At 65.9% G+C, this 14,861-nt stretch carries 16 protein-coding genes and 1 pseudogene; 9 read left to right on the top strand and 8 right to left on the bottom strand.

Annotated elements, in window-relative coordinates; all coding sequences use genetic code 11:
• From RCAP_RS13315 to RCAP_RS13300, 4 genes and pseudogenes are all read right to left on the bottom strand, one after another.
• Positions 1-759, bottom strand: coding sequence for a DUF4167 domain-containing protein (locus tag RCAP_RS13315; RefSeq protein ID WP_013068397.1), 759 nt, complete (start codon positions 757-759; stop codon positions 1-3).
• A 283-nt stretch (positions 760-1,042) separates the two neighbouring features.
• Positions 1,043-1,874 (bottom strand): annotated as a pseudogene (prmC, locus tag RCAP_RS13310) (peptide chain release factor N(5)-glutamine methyltransferase).
• On the bottom strand, positions 1,871-2,926 hold the full coding sequence (gene prfA / locus RCAP_RS13305; RefSeq protein WP_013068395.1) for a peptide chain release factor 1: 1,056 nt from the start codon (positions 2,924-2,926) through the stop codon (positions 1,871-1,873). The pseudogene prmC and the gene prfA overlap by 4 nt, the downstream one beginning before the upstream one ends.
• A gap of 192 nt (positions 2,927-3,118) precedes the next feature.
• Positions 3,119-3,790 carry a glutathione S-transferase family protein gene (locus tag RCAP_RS13300; protein WP_013068394.1) on the bottom strand — a complete coding sequence of 224 codons (672 nt, stop codon included), beginning with the start codon at positions 3,788-3,790 and terminating at the stop codon, positions 3,119-3,121.
• Positions 3,791-3,939: 149 nt separating this feature from the next.
• On the opposite strand from RCAP_RS13300, the gene ppk2 reads away from it, so the two are divergent.
• From ppk2 to RCAP_RS13275, 5 genes are all read left to right on the top strand, one after another.
• Entirely contained in the window at positions 3,940-4,962 is a 1,023-nt protein-coding gene (ppk2, locus tag RCAP_RS13295) for a polyphosphate kinase 2 (protein ID WP_013068393.1), read from the top strand.
• Positions 4,963-5,022: 60 nt separating this feature from the next.
• Complete coding sequence (locus tag RCAP_RS13290; RefSeq protein ID WP_013068392.1) at positions 5,023-5,622, top strand: SAM-dependent methyltransferase; 600 nt, start codon at positions 5,023-5,025, stop codon at positions 5,620-5,622.
• A gap of 115 nt (positions 5,623-5,737) precedes the next feature.
• Positions 5,738-6,190 (top strand): c-type cytochrome, encoded by a 453-nt coding sequence (locus tag RCAP_RS13285; RefSeq protein WP_013068391.1) that lies wholly within the window; start codon positions 5,738-5,740, stop codon positions 6,188-6,190.
• Between the two features lie 58 nt (positions 6,191-6,248).
• Complete coding sequence (locus tag RCAP_RS13280) at positions 6,249-6,836, top strand: cytochrome b/b6 domain-containing protein (protein ID WP_013068390.1); 588 nt, start codon at positions 6,249-6,251, stop codon at positions 6,834-6,836.
• Positions 6,837-6,877: 41 nt separating this feature from the next.
• Entirely contained in the window at positions 6,878-8,284 is a 1,407-nt protein-coding gene (locus RCAP_RS13275) for an MATE family efflux transporter (protein ID WP_013068389.1), read from the top strand.
• Here the strand turns inward: RCAP_RS13275 and RCAP_RS13270 are convergent.
• From RCAP_RS13270 to RCAP_RS13260, 3 genes are all read right to left on the bottom strand, one after another.
• Positions 8,241-9,371: an NAD(P)/FAD-dependent oxidoreductase gene (locus RCAP_RS13270; RefSeq protein ID WP_013068388.1), complete on the bottom strand. Its 1,131-nt coding sequence runs from the start codon at positions 9,369-9,371 to the stop codon at positions 8,241-8,243. The genes RCAP_RS13275 and RCAP_RS13270 overlap by 44 nt on opposite strands.
• A 74-nt stretch (positions 9,372-9,445) precedes the next feature.
• On the bottom strand, positions 9,446-9,871 hold the full coding sequence (locus RCAP_RS13265; RefSeq protein ID WP_013068387.1) for a hypothetical protein: 426 nt from the start codon (positions 9,869-9,871) through the stop codon (positions 9,446-9,448).
• 26 nt (positions 9,872-9,897) lie between these two features.
• Positions 9,898-11,100: a pyridoxal phosphate-dependent aminotransferase gene (locus RCAP_RS13260; RefSeq protein ID WP_013068386.1), complete on the bottom strand. Its 1,203-nt coding sequence runs from the start codon at positions 11,098-11,100 to the stop codon at positions 9,898-9,900.
• A gap of 125 nt (positions 11,101-11,225) precedes the next feature.
• Between RCAP_RS13260 and RCAP_RS13255 the strand changes: the two genes are divergently transcribed.
• From RCAP_RS13255 to RCAP_RS13240, 4 genes are all read left to right on the top strand, one after another.
• A complete protein-coding gene (locus tag RCAP_RS13255) occupies positions 11,226-11,498 on the top strand; it encodes an FAD assembly factor SdhE (protein ID WP_013068385.1) in 273 nt (90 codons plus the stop codon).
• 131 nt (positions 11,499-11,629) lie between these two features.
• Positions 11,630-12,124: a MarR family winged helix-turn-helix transcriptional regulator gene (locus tag RCAP_RS13250; protein WP_050759941.1), complete on the top strand. Its 495-nt coding sequence runs from the start codon at positions 11,630-11,632 to the stop codon at positions 12,122-12,124.
• 108 nt (positions 12,125-12,232) lie between these two features.
• Positions 12,233-13,396 carry a serine hydrolase domain-containing protein gene (locus RCAP_RS13245; RefSeq protein ID WP_013068383.1) on the top strand — a complete coding sequence of 388 codons (1,164 nt, stop codon included), beginning with the start codon at positions 12,233-12,235 and terminating at the stop codon, positions 13,394-13,396.
• A 12-nt stretch (positions 13,397-13,408) separates the two neighbouring features.
• Complete coding sequence (locus RCAP_RS13240; protein ID WP_013068382.1) at positions 13,409-13,777, top strand: DUF2237 family protein; 369 nt, start codon at positions 13,409-13,411, stop codon at positions 13,775-13,777.
• Here the strand turns inward: RCAP_RS13240 and epmA are convergent.
• Positions 13,765-14,814 carry an EF-P lysine aminoacylase EpmA gene (gene epmA, locus RCAP_RS13235; RefSeq protein ID WP_013068381.1) on the bottom strand — a complete coding sequence of 350 codons (1,050 nt, stop codon included), beginning with the start codon at positions 14,812-14,814 and terminating at the stop codon, positions 13,765-13,767. The two genes, RCAP_RS13240 and epmA, sit on opposite strands and share 13 nt — an antisense overlap.
• Positions 14,815-14,861 lie beyond the last annotated feature (47 nt).

The raw sequence follows: 14,861 nt of genomic DNA, 5'->3' as shown, positions 1-14,861 counted from the left end.
TCATTCTGCGGCAGAGCCTTCGGGCGGCGCCTCGGCGGGCCGGTCGGCCTTGGGCTTGTCCGTGCGCGGCTTGCGCGGGGCGCGGCTGCGCGGTTTCGGCGCGGCCTCGGGTTTCGGGGTTTCCGCTTTCGCGGAGGCCGGGGCGGCTTCGGGCGCAGGTTCGGCCGGGGCGGCGGCGGCTTCGACCGGGCGCTGCGCGGGGCTGCGCTTTTCGGGGCGCGGCGGCTCGGGCTGGCGGGTTTCCGGGGTCTCGACGAGGCCCGGCCCGTCATCTTCGGCGGCGGCGGCGAAGAAATCGGGCATCAGCACCGGCGCGCCTTCGTAACGGGGCTGCGGCGCGTCCTCGAAACGGACCGGGTCGGGCTGTTGCGGCTCGCGCGGTTCCCGTTCGGGCCGCTCGCGATAGCCGTTGCCGTTGCCATTGCCGTTCTGGCCGCCCTGCTGCGCGTTGCCGCCGTTCTGGTTGCCGTTTTGCTGGTAATTGCGGCTGCGTTCTTCCTGTTCGCGGGCCAGTTCGCGCTGCGCCTCGCCCAGCATGCGGGTGTAATGTTCCGCATGTTGCAGGAAGTTCTGTTCCGCCACGCGGTCATTGCCCAGCTGCGCGTCGCGCGCCAGCGCCAGATATTTCTCGATGATCTGCTGCGGCGTCCCGCGCACCTTGCCCTCGGGGCCGGAGCTGTCGAAGACCCGGTTGATGATGTTGCCGATGCTGCGCTGGCGGTTCGACTTGTTGCGCGAACGGGACTTGGAGGATCTCATGAGCCTGCGTCTGTTGGACCCTTGCGGGTGGAAGGTCTGGGCCGGACCGGAGTTGGGCGCCCGTCTGACCGGGGTTCGAACCCGGCAGGCATCGCCTGCACCTGGAACCGACCCTGGAAGGAAGCTGACCGGGGGGAGGACGAAAACCAGCCCCTCACGCGACTGCACTAAGCATTTCGGGCGCGGTGGTGCAAGACGGAATCGGGCGCTGCAAGGGAAAAGATCGTGAAAATCTGCCGATTGCGGCGGGAAAACCGCGTTTCGCGTGGCGCGGGGCCGATGCTCAGGGCCGATGCGCCAGCACGACGCGGTCGCGGTGACCAAGGTCTTGCCGCACCTCGACATCCGCGAAGCCCTGCGCCGTCAGCATCGCCGAAACCGCCGCCGCCTGGGTCGGGCCGATCTCCAGCGCGATCCGCCCGCCGGGCTTGAGCCGGGCAAAGGCGCCGAATGCAATGGCGCGATAGGCGCCCAGCCCGTCGCCGCCCGGCGTCAAGGCGGTGTGGGGTTCCCAGTCGCGCACATCGGGGGCCAACTCGGCCATCTCGGCCTCGGTGATATAGGGCGGGTTCGAGACGATCAGGTCAAAGCGCCCCTCGACGCCGTGAAACCAGTCGCCCTGCACGAAATGGGCGCGTTCATACAGGCTGAGCCGTTCGGCGTTTTCCTGGGCCACGGCCAGCGCGGCTTCGGAAATGTCGGTGGCGACGCCCCGGGCCGCGGGCCGTTCGGCCAGAAGGCTGAGCAGGATGCAGCCGGTGCCGGTGCCCAGATCCAGAACCCGCTCGAAGGCGGTTTCAAGCGCCACTTCGACCAGCAATTCGGTTTCCGGCCGCGGATCAAGCGTCGCCCGCGTGACCCGGAATTCGTGTTTCCAGAACGCGCGGTGCCCGGTGATCTGCGCCACCGGCTGACGCGCCTCGCGGGCGGCGAGGCATTTGAGGAACTGCTTGTGGCGGTCTTCGGAGAGTTCGGAATGGATCGACAGGTAAAGCCGCTCCGGCGGCACCTCCATCACATTGGGCGAGCAGGCGGCGGGCATCGGTGGCCGCCCCCCGGATCCCGGCGCCTTCGAGCTGGCGCGTGCCCAACATCAGCGCGATCTGTGCCTTCATTCGTCCATCTCCGCCAGTTTGGCCGCCTGATCATGGGCGACGAGCGCATCAATCACCTCGCCCAGATCGCCCGCCAGGATCTGCGGCAGGGCGTAAAGGGTCAGGTTGATGCGGTGATCGGTCATCCGCCCCTGCGGGAAGTTGTAGGTGCGGATGCGTTCCGAGCGATCGCCCGAGCCGACCTGAGACCGCCGGTTCTCGGCGCGTTCCGTCGCCAGACGCTCGCGTTCGATTTCGTAAAGCCTTGCGCGCAGCACGGCCATCGCATTGGCGCGGTTCTGGTGCTGGCTCTTTTCCGAGGAGGTCACGATGATGCCGGTGGGCAAATGGGTGATGCGGACCGCGGAATCGGTGGTGTTGACGTGCTGTCCGCCCGCGCCCGACGAGCGCATCGTGTCGATGCGGATATCGGCGGCGGGAATGTCGATGTCGACTTCCTCCGCCTCGGGCAGGACGGCGACCGTCGCGGCCGAGGTGTGGATGCGCCCGCCGGCCTCGGTTTCCGGCACGCGCTGCACCCGGTGCACGCCGGATTCGTATTTCAGCCGCGCAAAGACGCCTTCGCCTTCGATCCGGGCCATGGCCTCCTTGACGCCGCCCAGTTCCGTCGCGGTGAATTCCAGCCGCTCGAAGCGCCAACCCATCTTTTCGGCGTGGCGTTCATACATCCGCCACAGGTCATGGGCAAAAAGCGCCGCTTCCTCGCCCCCCGTTCCGGGGCGGATTTCCAGGATCGCCGGGCGGGCATCGGCCGCGTCCTTGGGCAAAAGGGCGAGCCGCAGCGCCTGTTCCATCGCGGGGATGCGGGCTTTCAGCCGCGGCAGCTCTTCCTCTGCCAAGGTCTTCATCTCTGGGTCGGAAAGCCAGCCCTCGGCCTCGGCCAGATCGTCGAGCGACTGGCGATAGGCGGCAATCTCGGTGACGACCGGGCGCAGGTCGCTGTACTCGCGCGAGAGCGTCGCGATCTCCGCGGGCGGCAGGGCCGTGTTCAGCTTCGCTTCGAGAAACTCGAAACGCGCGGTGATCTGGGCAAGTTTGTCGAGCGGAACCATGGGTTCATCTGACCGAGACCGGGCTCTGGGTCAAGGGTGGGCGGGGGTGGGCGGGGATTTCGCCCCGGGGCTGCGCCCGGGGCGACCCGGGCGGGGGCGCTGCCCCGTCGTCCATCGGGCTTGAACCGATGGCGCCGCAATGGACGACCCCCGGCGTATTTTCCCCAAGAAAAAGCAGGGGCGCGCGGCGGATCACGCCGGTTCGGCAGCGCGTCTTTCCATCAGGTCGCGGAAGGCCGGGCGGCTTTGGCAGAGGTCGAGCCAGCCGGAGAGGCGGGGGAATTGCGCCATCAGCCGGGTGTGGGCCTGGGCGTAACGGACAATCTCGGCCATGTTGATGTCGGCCACGGTGAAGCGCCCGCCGACCATGTGGCTATGCGCCGCCAGATGGGTTTCAAGCGCCTTGAACGGGCGGTGCAGCTGCGCCGAGGCGGCGGCGATCTTTGCCTCGCCGTTTTCGGTCGCGGCCTCGCCCCGGGCATAGGCAAAGGAAATGTCGAGCGCGGGATTTTCGATCGCGGTGGCGCCGTAAAGCGCCCATTGCAGCATCTGCGCTTCCTCGCGCAGGTCTTTCGGCGCGAGCGGCCCGCCCGCCTTTTTCGCCATGTAAAGATTGATCGCCAGCGATTCCGACAGCACCAGCCCCGCATCCTCCATCACCGGGATCGCGCCCGCGGGCGAAAGCTTGAGAAATTCCGGCGTGCGGGTGTTGAAGGGGGCCTCGGGGTGGGCGGGGTCGATCCCCTGGGCTTCCAGCCGATAGGCCTGAATGACGGGCTTCAGATGCCAGTCGAGCCCCAGTTCCGTCGCCGCCCAGATGTTGCGCGTCGCGCGCGAACGATACATGCCGTAAAGTGTGATCATCGGTCCCTCCTGTTTTGCCCATGCTGCGCCGGGATCGGGGCAGAGGGAAGGCGGAAAATGCAACTGCCGGATGACGGTTTCTTGACACGCATCAAGGCGATTTTCACCTTTGTCTGCCACGCTTGAGCGGTCAGCAGGGAGGGGTTCGGATGGAAGATCATGTCACCTTGGGGGGGCAACAGGCCGTTGCCGAACCGTCGCAGGCCGAGGAGGTTTCCCCGGCCGGGCCCGCGCCCGAAGCGCTGCCCGAGCCGGCCGCGGGCGAAAGCGCCGCGCTGAGCGGGCCGCAGGAATTTCCGACGCTGGAGGCCGCCACCGTCCGCAAGACCTTTGAAAGCGGCAGATATCCCTATCCGCACCGGCTTGGCCGCGTGGCCTATGAGCGGGAAAAGGCGCTGTTGCAGGCCGAACTGCTCAAGGTGCAGCGCTGGGCGCAGGAGACGGGCGAGAAATTCGTCATCCTGTTCGAGGGCCGCGACGCCGCGGGCAAGGGCGGCACGATCAAGCGCTATACCGAACATCTGAACCCGCGCTTTGCCCGGGTGGTGGCGCTGAACAAGCCCTCGGACGAGGAACGCGGGCAGTGGTATTTCCAGCGCTATGTCCGCTGGCTGCCCACCGCGGGGGAAATGGTGTTTTACGACCGCAGCTGGTACAACCGCGCCGGGGTCGAACGGGTGATGGGCTTTTGCACCCCCACCGAATATCTGGAATTCATGCGCCAGGCGCCCGAATTCGAACGCATGCTGGTGCGCTCGGGCATCCGGCTTTACAAATACTGGTTCTCCGTCTCGCGCGAGGAGCAGCGGCGGCGCTTCACCGAACGCGCCACCGATCCGCTCAAGCGCTGGAAGCTTTCGCCGATCGACATGGCCAGCCTTGATAAATGGGACGATTACACCGAGGCGAAGGAGGCGATGTTCTTTTACACCGACACCGCCGATGCGCCCTGGGTGATCATCAAGTCGAATGACAAGAAGCGGGCGCGGCTGAACTGCATGAAGCATTTCCTGTCCTCGCTCGACTATCCCGACAAGGATCCGGCGATCGTCACGCCCCCCGATCCGCTGATCGTCGGCCATGCCAGCCATGTCGTGCATGGCGCGGCGCATATTCTGGCCAGCGCGCAGCATCCCGAGCGGCGCGGCCCTGCGACACGGGCGAAACCGTGAAGTCCCTTGCGTGACCCCCGGCCCCGGCCCATCTTGGCACGGGGCAACGGGGGATCGGCCATGTGGGACGAACGGTTTTCGGGCGAGGGATATTTCTACGGCACCGAACCGGCGCGGTTCGTTGCGGCGCAGGCCTGGCGGCTGGCGCAGGGCGCGCAGGTGCTCTCGGTCGCCGAGGGCGAGGGCCGCAATGCGGTGAGGCTGGCCGCACAGGGGCTGTGCATCCATGCGCTGGACGGCTCTGCCCCGGCGCTGGCCAAGGCGCAGAAACTTGCTGCCGCGCGGGGGGTGAGCCTGAGCACCGAAAAGGCCGATCTGGCCCGCTTCATCTGGCCCGTCGCCGCCTATGACGCGGTCTTCGGCGTCTTCATCCAATTCGCCCCGCCCGCGCTGCGCAGCGCGATCTTTCGCGGCATGGCATCGGCGCTCAAACCCGGCGGGCTTTTGTTTTTGCACGGTTTTTCGGTGCGGCAATTGGCCAATGCCTCGGGCGGGCCGAAAGATGCGGCGCAGCTTTGGACGCTGGATCTGTTGCGCGCGGCCTTTCCCGGCTGGGAGATCCGGCATCAGGCCGATTACGACGCCGTTCTGGCCGAGGGCCCCGGGCACAGCGGCAAGGCGGCGCTGATCGACCTGGTCGCGGTCAAGCCGGCAAGATGATGCCAACTGTGACCTCGTCACAGACAATTTATTGCGCCCGGCATAGACGGAACCGTGCTTGTCGTGCGTTTAGTAGGCTCGATGCACTGACCCCAACCCTTTCAGGAGATGACGCATGCGCAAAATCCTTCTCGCTCTTCCGGTGGCGGCCCTTGTTCTGGGCTCGGCCGCCTATGCCGCTGATACCAAAGAAGTTCTTGAAGCCCGTGAGGCCTATTTCAAGTCGCTTGGCGGCTCGATGAAGGCGATGACGGGCGTGGCCAAGGCCTTTGATGCCGAAGCCGCGAAGGCCGAAGCGGCCAAGCTTGAAAAGATCCTGGCGACCGATGTCGCGCCGCTGTTCCCGGCGGGCACCTCGAGCACCGATCTGCCCGGCCAGACCGAAGCCAAGGCGGCGATCTGGGCGAACATGGACGATTTCGGCGCCAAGGGCAAAGCGATGCACGAAGCCGGTGGCGCGGTGATCGCGGCGGCCAATGCCGGGGACGGCGCGGCCTTCGGCGCGGCGCTGCAAAAGCTGGGCGGCACCTGCAAGGCCTGCCACGACGACTATCGCGAAGAAGACTGATCTTCCCGGGGCGGGGAAACCCCCGCCCCCTTTTCCTTTCCGTTGAAGGTGTAGTCCGATGACCGATGTGACCGATGCCGCCGCCGGGCGCCGCCCGATGATCTGGGATCCGCTGGTGCGGGTGTTTCACTGGACGCTGATGATCTGCGTCGTCGGGGCCTGGATTCTGGGCGAATTCGGCCCGGATATCATGACGCTGCATTTCTGGCTGGGCTATGCGGTGGGCGGCCTTCTGCTGATCCGCATCCTGTGGGGCCTTGTCGGTCCGCGCACGGCGCGGTTTGCCACTTTCGTCACCGGGCCGGGGCCGGTTCTGCGCTATGCCCTGACGCTGCCGAGCCGGAAGCCGAGCCATACGCCCGGCCACAATCCGCTGGGCGGCTGGGCGGTCGTGGCGATGCTGGTCCTGCTGGGCCTGCAGGTCCTGACCGGGCTGTTCGTCGGCACCGATGATTACGTGAACATGGGGCCGCTGTCGGGCTATGTGTCCGAAGACGTGAACAAGCTGGTGCTGGGCTGGCACAAGACCTTTGCGCCGCTCATTCTGGCGCTGGTCGGGCTGCATGTGGCGGCGATCTTCTTCTACCGGCTCTGGAAGCGCGAGGACCTGATCACCCCGATGATCACCGGGCGTCGCCCCGACTGAGCCATATGGACGGCGGCCGGGTTTTGCGCTAACCTGCGGGGATGACACAGGTTAACTCTCCCGCAGGGCAATCCGGCCTTGCCGCCAATCTCCGCGCCACTCTGGTTCTGGGCCTGCCGATGATCGGCTCCAACGTTGCCCAGATGGCGCTTCACATCACCGATACGATCATGCTGGGCTGGTACGGGGTCGCCGAACTGGCCTCGGTCGTGCTGGGATCGTCGTTCTTCTTTTTCCTGTTCATCCTTGGCTCCGGCTTTTCCTATGCGCTGATGGGGCGGATTTCCGCGGCCCTTGGCGCAGGCAATGCCACCCAGCTGCGCCGCGACACAAGGATGGGGCTTTGGGTCTCGATCGGCTACGGGCTGGTCGCGATGCCGGTGATGTTCGCCGCCACGCCGATCCTGCGCGTGCTGGGGCAGGACCCGCATCTGACCGCGCTCGCCGCGCAATTCCTGAACATCGCCGCTTTCGGGCTGGTGCCCGCGCTGGTCGTGGCGGTGCTGCGCGCCTATCTGGGGGCGCAACATCGCGCGCAGGTGGTGATGTGGATCACCGTTCTGGGCGTGGGCGTCAACATCCTGGGCAACTGGGCCTTTGTCTTCGGCCATTTCGGCGCGCCCGAGATGGGCGTGCGGGGGGCGGCGCTGTCTTCGGTGCTGGTGCAGGCGGTCTCGGCGCTGCTGCTGGCCGCCTATGCCGCCTGGCATCCGAAGCTGCGGCAGATCCAGCTTTTCACCCGGTTCTGGCGCCCGGATTGGGAGGCGATGCGCGCCGTCGTGCGTCTGGGCCTGCCCGCCGGGCTGACGCATCTGTCCGAGGCCGGGCTGTTTCAGGCCTCGGCGCTGATGATGGGCTGGCTGGGCACGGTGCAGCTGGCGGCGCATGGGATCGCGCTTGAACTCGCCTCGCTGACCTTCATGATCCACATGGGGCTGTCGAATGCGGCCACCGTCCGGGCGGGCCATGCCTATGGCGCCGCCGATCCCGCGCGGCTGCGGGCGGGCGCCAAGGCCGCGGTGCTGATGTCGGGGGTCTTTGCCGGTCTGACGATCGCGGTCTTTCTGGCGATGCCGGAAACGCTGATCGGGCTGTTTCTGGACCGCACCAAGCCCGAGGCGGCCGAGATTCTGGTCTTTGGCGCGCATCTTCTGGCCGTGGCGGGGCTGTTCCAGCTCTTCGACGCGGCGCAGGTGATGGCGCTGGGCCTGCTGCGCGGCGTGCATGATACCCGGGTGCCGATGGTGATCGCCACGATCAGCTATTGGCTGGTCGGCGTGCCCGCCAGCTACATCCTCGCCTTCCGCTTCGATCTGGGCGGGGTGGGGCTGTGGCTGGGTCTGGTGATCGGGCTGGCCTGTGTCGGCATCACGCTGATGGTGCGGTTCTGGCGCGGCCCCTGGCTTAACGGAACGCCCGCAGATAGTGGCCTTCGTAAAGCCGCTTGAGCCAGTGCAGCGGTTTCAGCGCGGGCAGGACCAGATTGATCTTGCCGCGCCGGAACACCAACCGGCCGCTGTCCAGACTGTCCATGATGCAGATGAGTTCAGGCAGGAACGGGGTCGCCGGTTCCAGGCCCTTTTCGATGGCGGCGATGTTGGCGGCGATCGCCTGCGCCTGCAGATCGGCCTGATGCGCCTGTTTCGCCAGCCAGTCCGGCCCGGGATAGGATCCGGCATCCCCCGCCACCCAGACGCCCGGCTTGCCGGTGACGCGGCAGAACGCATCGGCCAGGATCATCTTGCCCGGCGAGAGCGGCAGATCGGTGTCCTCGAACCAGGAAAGCCCGGTCAGACCCGGCTGGAACAGGATCAGATCGGCCGGGATTTCGCCCGCCTCGGTCACCACCTTGTCGGGCTCGATCCGCACCATCTTGTGTCCCAGATGCGTTTCGATGCCGCGCCGTTTCATCTCGGCCAGAATGCCGTCGACCGCCTTTTCGCCCAGCCGCTGCCCGGGCCGGTCCGAGGGCGAGAAAAACATCAGTTTGAAGCGGTCCCGGCGCATCTGCCGGCGCAGCAGCGTGTCGAGGATGAACAGGTATTCGAACATCGGCCCGCCGCGGATCGCGCCGGGTTCATTCGGGTTCGTGGCCATGCCGATGGCGATGGTGCCGCCCTCAAGCGCATGAAAGCGTTCGGAAATCGCCTGCGCCGGGGCAAGCCCCTCGCAGGGGATGAGCGCATGCTCGATCCCCGGCAGCTTGCGCAGGAACCGCGCCCCGGTGGCGATGATCAGGTGATCGGCGGAAATCACCTGCCCGTCCAGGGTGGTGACGCTGCGCGCGCCCGCATCCAGCGTGGTGACCGCGGTCTGCAGGAACCGCACCTTGTGGCGGGCGAGGAACGGGGCCAGCGGGATCTGCAGCTCTTCCACCTCGCGCAGACCGGAGGGGATCCAGATCGCCGAGGGCAGGTAATGCAGGCTGTCGCGCGGGGAAATCAGGGTGATCTCGGCCGTCACGCCGCGCTTGCGCAGGCAGCGCACCGCGGTCAGCGCCGCAAAGCCCGAGCCGAGGACGACGATATGGGTCATGGGGGCTTCCTTACATTCCGTTTTGTGAATGCAAGGCTAGCGCAGCGCCGCCCGTTCAGGCAAGCAAAACCGGCTCACGTCTCCGTGTCAGCCTCGGGACCGGCTTTCATCATCCGCTCGGCCTTCTTGCGCACCAGAACCGTGCGCAGGTCGTGCATCGCCAGAAGCAGCGCATCGGTGACCTCTTCCAGCTGTGCCTCGGTCGCCTTGGCCTGCACCCATTGCGTCGTCAGGTTCAGGTGATCGACGGTGCGCAGGATGTCATCGACATCCCGCGCGGCCAGGGTGGCGATGCGCTTCGCCATCCAGGCCTCGATCTCGCGCAGGTCGGCGGGCGTCAGCTTGCGGTCGCCCTGCGGCTTGATCTCGCCGTTCTTGACGTTGACGACGGCGATCTGCTCCATTTCGATCCGGCGCTGGCGGTTTTCGGTATCAACCCGAAACACCGCCGCGCCATTGTCGCGGATACGGAAATAATACTCGGGCAGATCCCCGGCCATCGCACACTCCCAGGGCCGGTCCGGCCTTACTTCAGCCCCTCGCAGAAGGACTTGATCCGCGCGCAGGCATCGACCAGCGCCGCGTCCGAGGTAGCGTAGCTGATGCGGAACGCGGGCGAAAGGCCGAAGGCCGCGCCGAAGACGACGGCCACCCCGGTTTCCTCCAGCAGCGCCGTGGCAAAGGTCTCGTCATCGGTGATCTTGACCCCCGCCGCCGAGGTCTTGCCGATCAGCCCGGCGATCGAGGGATAGACGTAGAACGCCCCCTCGGGCACGGGGCAGCTGATGCCGGGGCAGGTGTTCAGCGCCGCCACCACCAGATCGCGGCGGCGCTCGAACGCGACGCGGCTTTCGGTGATGTAATCCTGCGGTCCGTTCAGCGCGGCGACGGCGGCATATTGGCTGATCGAACAGGGGTTCGAGGTCGATTGCGACTGCACCTTGGCCATCGCCTTGATCAGCACCTCGGGCCCGCCCGCATAACCGATCCGCCAGCCGGTCATCGCATAGGCTTTCGAGACGCCGTTGCAGGTCAGCGTGCGGTCGTAAAGCCCGGGCTCGACCTGCGCGGGGGTGGTGAATTCGAACCCGCCGAACACCAGATGTTCGTACATGTCATCGGACATCACCCAGACATGGGGGTGACGCAGCAGCACATCGGTCAGCGCCTTGAGTTCATCGCGGGTGTAGGCCGCGCCCGAGGGGTTCGAGGGCGAGTTGAAGATCACCCATTTCGTCTGCGGCGTGATCGCGGCTTCCAGCGCCTCGGCGCTGATCTTGTAGCCCGCTTCCATCCGCCCCTCGACAAAGACCGGGGTGCCGCCCGCCAGCAGAACCATGTCCGGATAGCTGACCCAATAGGGCGCGGGGATGATCACCTCGTCGCCCGGGTTCAGCGTGGCCACCAGCGCATTGTAAAGCACCTGCTTGCCGCCCGAGGCGACAGTGATCTGGCTCGGCTTGTAGCTGAGCCCGTTTTCGCGTTCGAACTTGGCGCAGATGGCTTTCTTCAGCTCGGGGATGCCATCGACGGCGGTGTATTTGGTGCGTCCCGCCTCGATCGCCGCAACCGCCGCCGCCTTGATATGGGCGGGGGTGTCGAAATCGGGCTCGCCCGCGCCAAGGCCGATCACGTCGCGCCCGGCCTCGGCCAGTTCGCGCGCCTTGTTGGTCACCGCGATGGTGGGCGAGGGTTTCACGCGCGCAAGCGTATCGGACAAAAAGGCCATGGCGGGCTCCTGTTCTGGGTCGCCCCTCCTTCACGCGCGCGGGCGCAGGCGTTCAAGGAAAACGCAGTTGACGGGCGGGGTTGGCGGGTGCAAGGCAGGGGCAGGCACGGCAAGGAAGGTGGATCATGAGCGAAACGCACGAAGCCCGGATCAAGCGGATGAAGATGCGCAGCTGGCGCCGCGGCATCCGCGAGATGGACCTGATTCTGGGGCCCTATGCCGATGCGAAGCTTGAAGGATTCGATACCGCGCAGCTCGATCTGTTCGATACGCTTCTGGAAGAAAATGACCAGGATCTGTACCCCTGGTTTTCGGGGGCGCAGCCCTGCCCGCCACAATATGTTGATTTGTTTGCGGAAATCGCCACCTTCATGCAGGGCAAGCTGGCGCGGGGCTGAGGCGCTATCTTGCAGAAATTGTGACGAATTTCCGAAACTTCGTCTGGGTTTAACCGTATTTTCGGGTTTTGCCGCCAAGGTGGCCTCAGGAAGCGAGGCTGGCGGAGAACCGAATGTCATTTCAAACCCCGATGAAAGCGCCCGGAACGGAAGAAGGCGCCTCTCCCGGTATCATGTCCTGCTATCTGGACAGTCTGTCTCTGGTCGAGCGTCTGCATCGTCTGCTTTTGGACGTGATCAAGGACGAATTCGAACGGCTGGGGATTTTGGAAATCAACCCTGTGCAAGCGCTTTTGCTGTTCAACATCGGCGAGAACGAGGTGACGGCGGGCGAGTTGAAGACGCGCGGCTACTATCAGGGCTCGAATGTCAGCTACAATCTGAAGAAGCTGGTCGAATGCGGTTACATGCATCACCAGCGCTGCGAGATCGACCGCCGTTCGGTGCGGGTGAAGCTGACCGCGAAGGGGGTCGATCTGCGCGAACGGGTCACGGCGCTTTTTGAACGCCATGCCAAGGGCATGGATGCGCGCAACGTGATCACGCTTGACGCGATGGACGAGATGAACCGCACCCTGCGCCGGATGGAGCGCTACGGGTCGGATCAGATCCGCTACATCTACTGAGGACTGACGCAGCGACAGGCTGCATCGCGCCGCTTGCCCCCGGGGCAGGCGGCGTGCTTTCCTTTGCGGGTCCGTCAGGCGCCAGGCGCCGGAGCTTGGGAGGGGATCATGCGGCGGTTTCTGCGCATCTTTTGGCGCGTTCTTCTGGTTCTGCTCGTCCTTGGCGCGGCGGCGGCCTATGTGAAACGCGCCGACATCGCCCGGCTGATGGCGGTGCAGACCTTGTTCGACGAGGGGCGGATCGTCGCGAATTTCTCGCAGATGGACCGGCTTTTCCATTCCCGCGTGCTTGACCGCGGCCCCGGGCCGGTCTCGGCCCTGCCGATGGGCGTGCCGGAAACGCTGTCCCCCGCGGCCGAGGCCTGGGTGAAGCGCCGTGCGGTCACCGCGCTGGTCATCCTGCGTGACGGGCAGATCACCTATGAAAACTACTATCAGGGCACAGGGCCCGAGGATCTGCGGATCAGCTGGTCGATGGCGAAATCGGTGCTTTCGGCGCTGTTCGGGACGCTGGTGGCGGAAGGGGCGATCCCCGATCTGGGCGCGCAGGTGGTGGATGTCGTGCCTGCGCTGAAGGGCTCGGCCTATGACGGTGTCCGCATCCATGACGTGCTGACGATGACCTCGGGCGTGCATTTCGATGAAGATTACATGAAATTTTCCTCCGACATCAACCGGATGGGCCGGGTTCTGGCGCTGGGTGGCTCGATGGACGGCTTTGCCGCCTCGCTGAAGACCCGCGACACCGCGCCGGGCAGCCACATGCATTACGTCTCGGTCGACACGCATGTTCTGGGGATGGTGATCAAGGGCGCGACCGGGCGCGATCCGGTCGATCTGATGGCGGAACGGATCATCGCGCCGATGGGGCTCGAGGCGAGCCCGGTGATGCTGACCGATGGCGAGGGGACGGGTTTCGTGCTGGGCGGGCTCAATCTGCGCACGCGCGATTATGCGCGCATCGGGCAGATGTTCCTGCAAGGCGGTTTCTGGAACGGGCGCCAGATCGTGCCCGCCGATTGGGTCGCGGCCTCGACCGCGCATCAGGCGGCGGATGGGGCGGGATACGGCTATCAATGGTGGGTGCCGAAAGACAATGCCGCGTTCGGCAACGACTACATGGCGCAGGGCATCTACGGGCAGTTCCTCTACATCAACCCCGCCCGCAAGGTGGTCATCGCGGTCAATGCCGCCGATCTGGGCTTTGCCGCGCCGGGGGTGACCGATGAAAACCTTGCGATGTTCCGGCAACTGGCGCAGGCTCAACCCTGAAAGGGGGATCGCATGGAAATGGAACCTTCGGTCAATGTGCTGGGCGGGCCGCTTGAGGCCTGTTCGATGGCGCCGAAGACCGGCTTTTTTCGCGACGGGCATTGCAACACCTGCTGGGAGGATCGCGGGCTGCATTCGGTCTGCGCGGTGATGACGGCGGAGTTTCTGGCCTGGTCGGCCTATGTCGGCAATGACCTGTCCACGCCGCGGCCCGAGCATGATTTCCCGGGGCTGAAGCCCGGGGATCGCTGGTGCCTCTGCGCCAGCCGCTTCCTGCAGGCGCATGAGGAGGGCTGCGCCCCCGAGATCCGGCTGGAGGCCACGCATCGCCGCACGCTGGAACTGGTGCCGCTCGAGGTCTTGCGGCTTTACGCGATCTGATCGCTGACCGGCGTCCAGATCACGTCATCGATCCGCGGCGCCGAGGTGGCGAGCATGACCAGCCGGTCAAAGCCCATCGCGATGCCGCTGGCCGCGGGCATCTGCGCAAGGGCTGCCAGAAAATCCTCGTCGATCGGGTAGCGCTCGCCATAGATGCGGGCTTTCTCGTCCATCTCGGCCTGAAACCGCAGCCGCTGTTCGGCCGCGTTCGTCAATTCGCCAAAGCCGTTCGCCAGCTCCACCCCGCAGGCGTAAAGCTCGAAGCGCTCGGCGACGCGGGGATCATCGGGGGCGGGACGGGCCAGCGCGGCCTCGGCCACCGGATAACGATCCAGAATCGTCGCGCGACCATGGCCCAGATGCGGTTCGACCTTTTCCACAAGAACCTTGGAGAGCATCAGCGACCAGGTATCCTCGTCGCCGACCTTGATCCCGGCGGCGCGTGCCTGGGCGCGCAGCCCCTCGGCGTCGGTGCTGCCATCGGCGCCGCAAGTGGCCAGAAGGTCGATGCCAGCATGGCGCAAGAACGCCTCGGCCACCGAAAGCCGTTCGGGCGCGGCAAAGGGGTCGCATGCGTGGCCCTTGTAGCGCAGAACGCTGCTGCCCGCCGCTTCGGCGGCCAGACGCAGGAAATCGGCGCAGTCCTGCATCAGCACGGAGTAGTCCTCGCCGACCCGATACCATTCCAGCATGGTGAATTCGGGCGAATGCAGCGGTCCCCGTTCGCGGTTGCGCCAGACATGGGCAAAGGCGGCGATCCGGGTTTCGCCCGCCGCCAGCAGTTTTTTCATCGCGAATTCGGGGCTGGTGTGCAGATACATCGGCACGCCCGCGCCATCATTGCCGATGGCGGTGGTGGCGAAACCATGCAGATGCGCCTCGTTGCCGGGGCTCACTTGCAGCGCCACCGGATCGACTTCAAGGAAGGCGTGATCGGTCAGCCAGCCGCGCAAAGCGGCCTGAATGCGGGCGCGCGCCAGAAGCGCCGGGCGGCGATCGGCGTGACGAGAGGGGCTCCACCAGGGCGTTTGGCTCATTTTCGGGGCTTTTGCTGGAAATACGGCTCGCGATGGTTTAGGCGCTT

Origin of the sequence: Rhodobacter capsulatus SB 1003 (assembly GCF_000021865.1) — a bacterium.
In the GTDB taxonomy this organism is placed as follows: Bacteria; Pseudomonadota; Alphaproteobacteria; order Rhodobacterales; family Rhodobacteraceae; genus Rhodobacter; species Rhodobacter capsulatus_B.
This window is presented reverse-complemented; position numbering and strand designations above follow the sequence as displayed.

Excerpts from the sequence above, each read along its gene's own strand:
- RCAP_RS13315 (WP_013068397.1), bottom strand. The coding sequence starts at position 759 with ATGAGATCCTCCAAGTCCCGTTCGCGCAACAAGTCGAACCGCCAGCGC.
- prfA (WP_013068395.1), bottom strand. The coding sequence starts at position 2,926 with ATGGTTCCGCTCGACAAACTTGCCCAGATCACCGCGCGTTTCGAGTTT.
- RCAP_RS13300 (WP_013068394.1), bottom strand. The coding sequence starts at position 3,790 with ATGATCACACTTTACGGCATGTATCGTTCGCGCGCGACGCGCAACATC.
- ppk2 (WP_013068393.1), top strand. The coding sequence starts at position 3,940 with ATGGAAGATCATGTCACCTTGGGGGGGCAACAGGCCGTTGCCGAACCG.
- RCAP_RS13290 (WP_013068392.1), top strand. The coding sequence starts at position 5,023 with ATGTGGGACGAACGGTTTTCGGGCGAGGGATATTTCTACGGCACCGAA.
- RCAP_RS13285 (WP_013068391.1), top strand. The coding sequence starts at position 5,738 with ATGCGCAAAATCCTTCTCGCTCTTCCGGTGGCGGCCCTTGTTCTGGGC.
- RCAP_RS13280 (WP_013068390.1), top strand. The coding sequence starts at position 6,249 with ATGACCGATGTGACCGATGCCGCCGCCGGGCGCCGCCCGATGATCTGG.
- RCAP_RS13275 (WP_013068389.1), top strand. The coding sequence starts at position 6,878 with ATGACACAGGTTAACTCTCCCGCAGGGCAATCCGGCCTTGCCGCCAAT.
- RCAP_RS13270 (WP_013068388.1), bottom strand. The coding sequence starts at position 9,371 with ATGACCCATATCGTCGTCCTCGGCTCGGGCTTTGCGGCGCTGACCGCG.
- RCAP_RS13265 (WP_013068387.1), bottom strand. The coding sequence starts at position 9,871 with ATGGCCGGGGATCTGCCCGAGTATTATTTCCGTATCCGCGACAATGGC.
- RCAP_RS13260 (WP_013068386.1), bottom strand. The coding sequence starts at position 11,100 with ATGGCCTTTTTGTCCGATACGCTTGCGCGCGTGAAACCCTCGCCCACC.
- RCAP_RS13255 (WP_013068385.1), top strand. The coding sequence starts at position 11,226 with ATGAGCGAAACGCACGAAGCCCGGATCAAGCGGATGAAGATGCGCAGC.
- RCAP_RS13250 (WP_050759941.1), top strand. The coding sequence starts at position 11,630 with ATGAAAGCGCCCGGAACGGAAGAAGGCGCCTCTCCCGGTATCATGTCC.
- RCAP_RS13245 (WP_013068383.1), top strand. The coding sequence starts at position 12,233 with ATGCGGCGGTTTCTGCGCATCTTTTGGCGCGTTCTTCTGGTTCTGCTC.
- RCAP_RS13240 (WP_013068382.1), top strand. The coding sequence starts at position 13,409 with ATGGAAATGGAACCTTCGGTCAATGTGCTGGGCGGGCCGCTTGAGGCC.
- epmA (WP_013068381.1), bottom strand. The coding sequence starts at position 14,814 with ATGAGCCAAACGCCCTGGTGGAGCCCCTCTCGTCACGCCGATCGCCGC.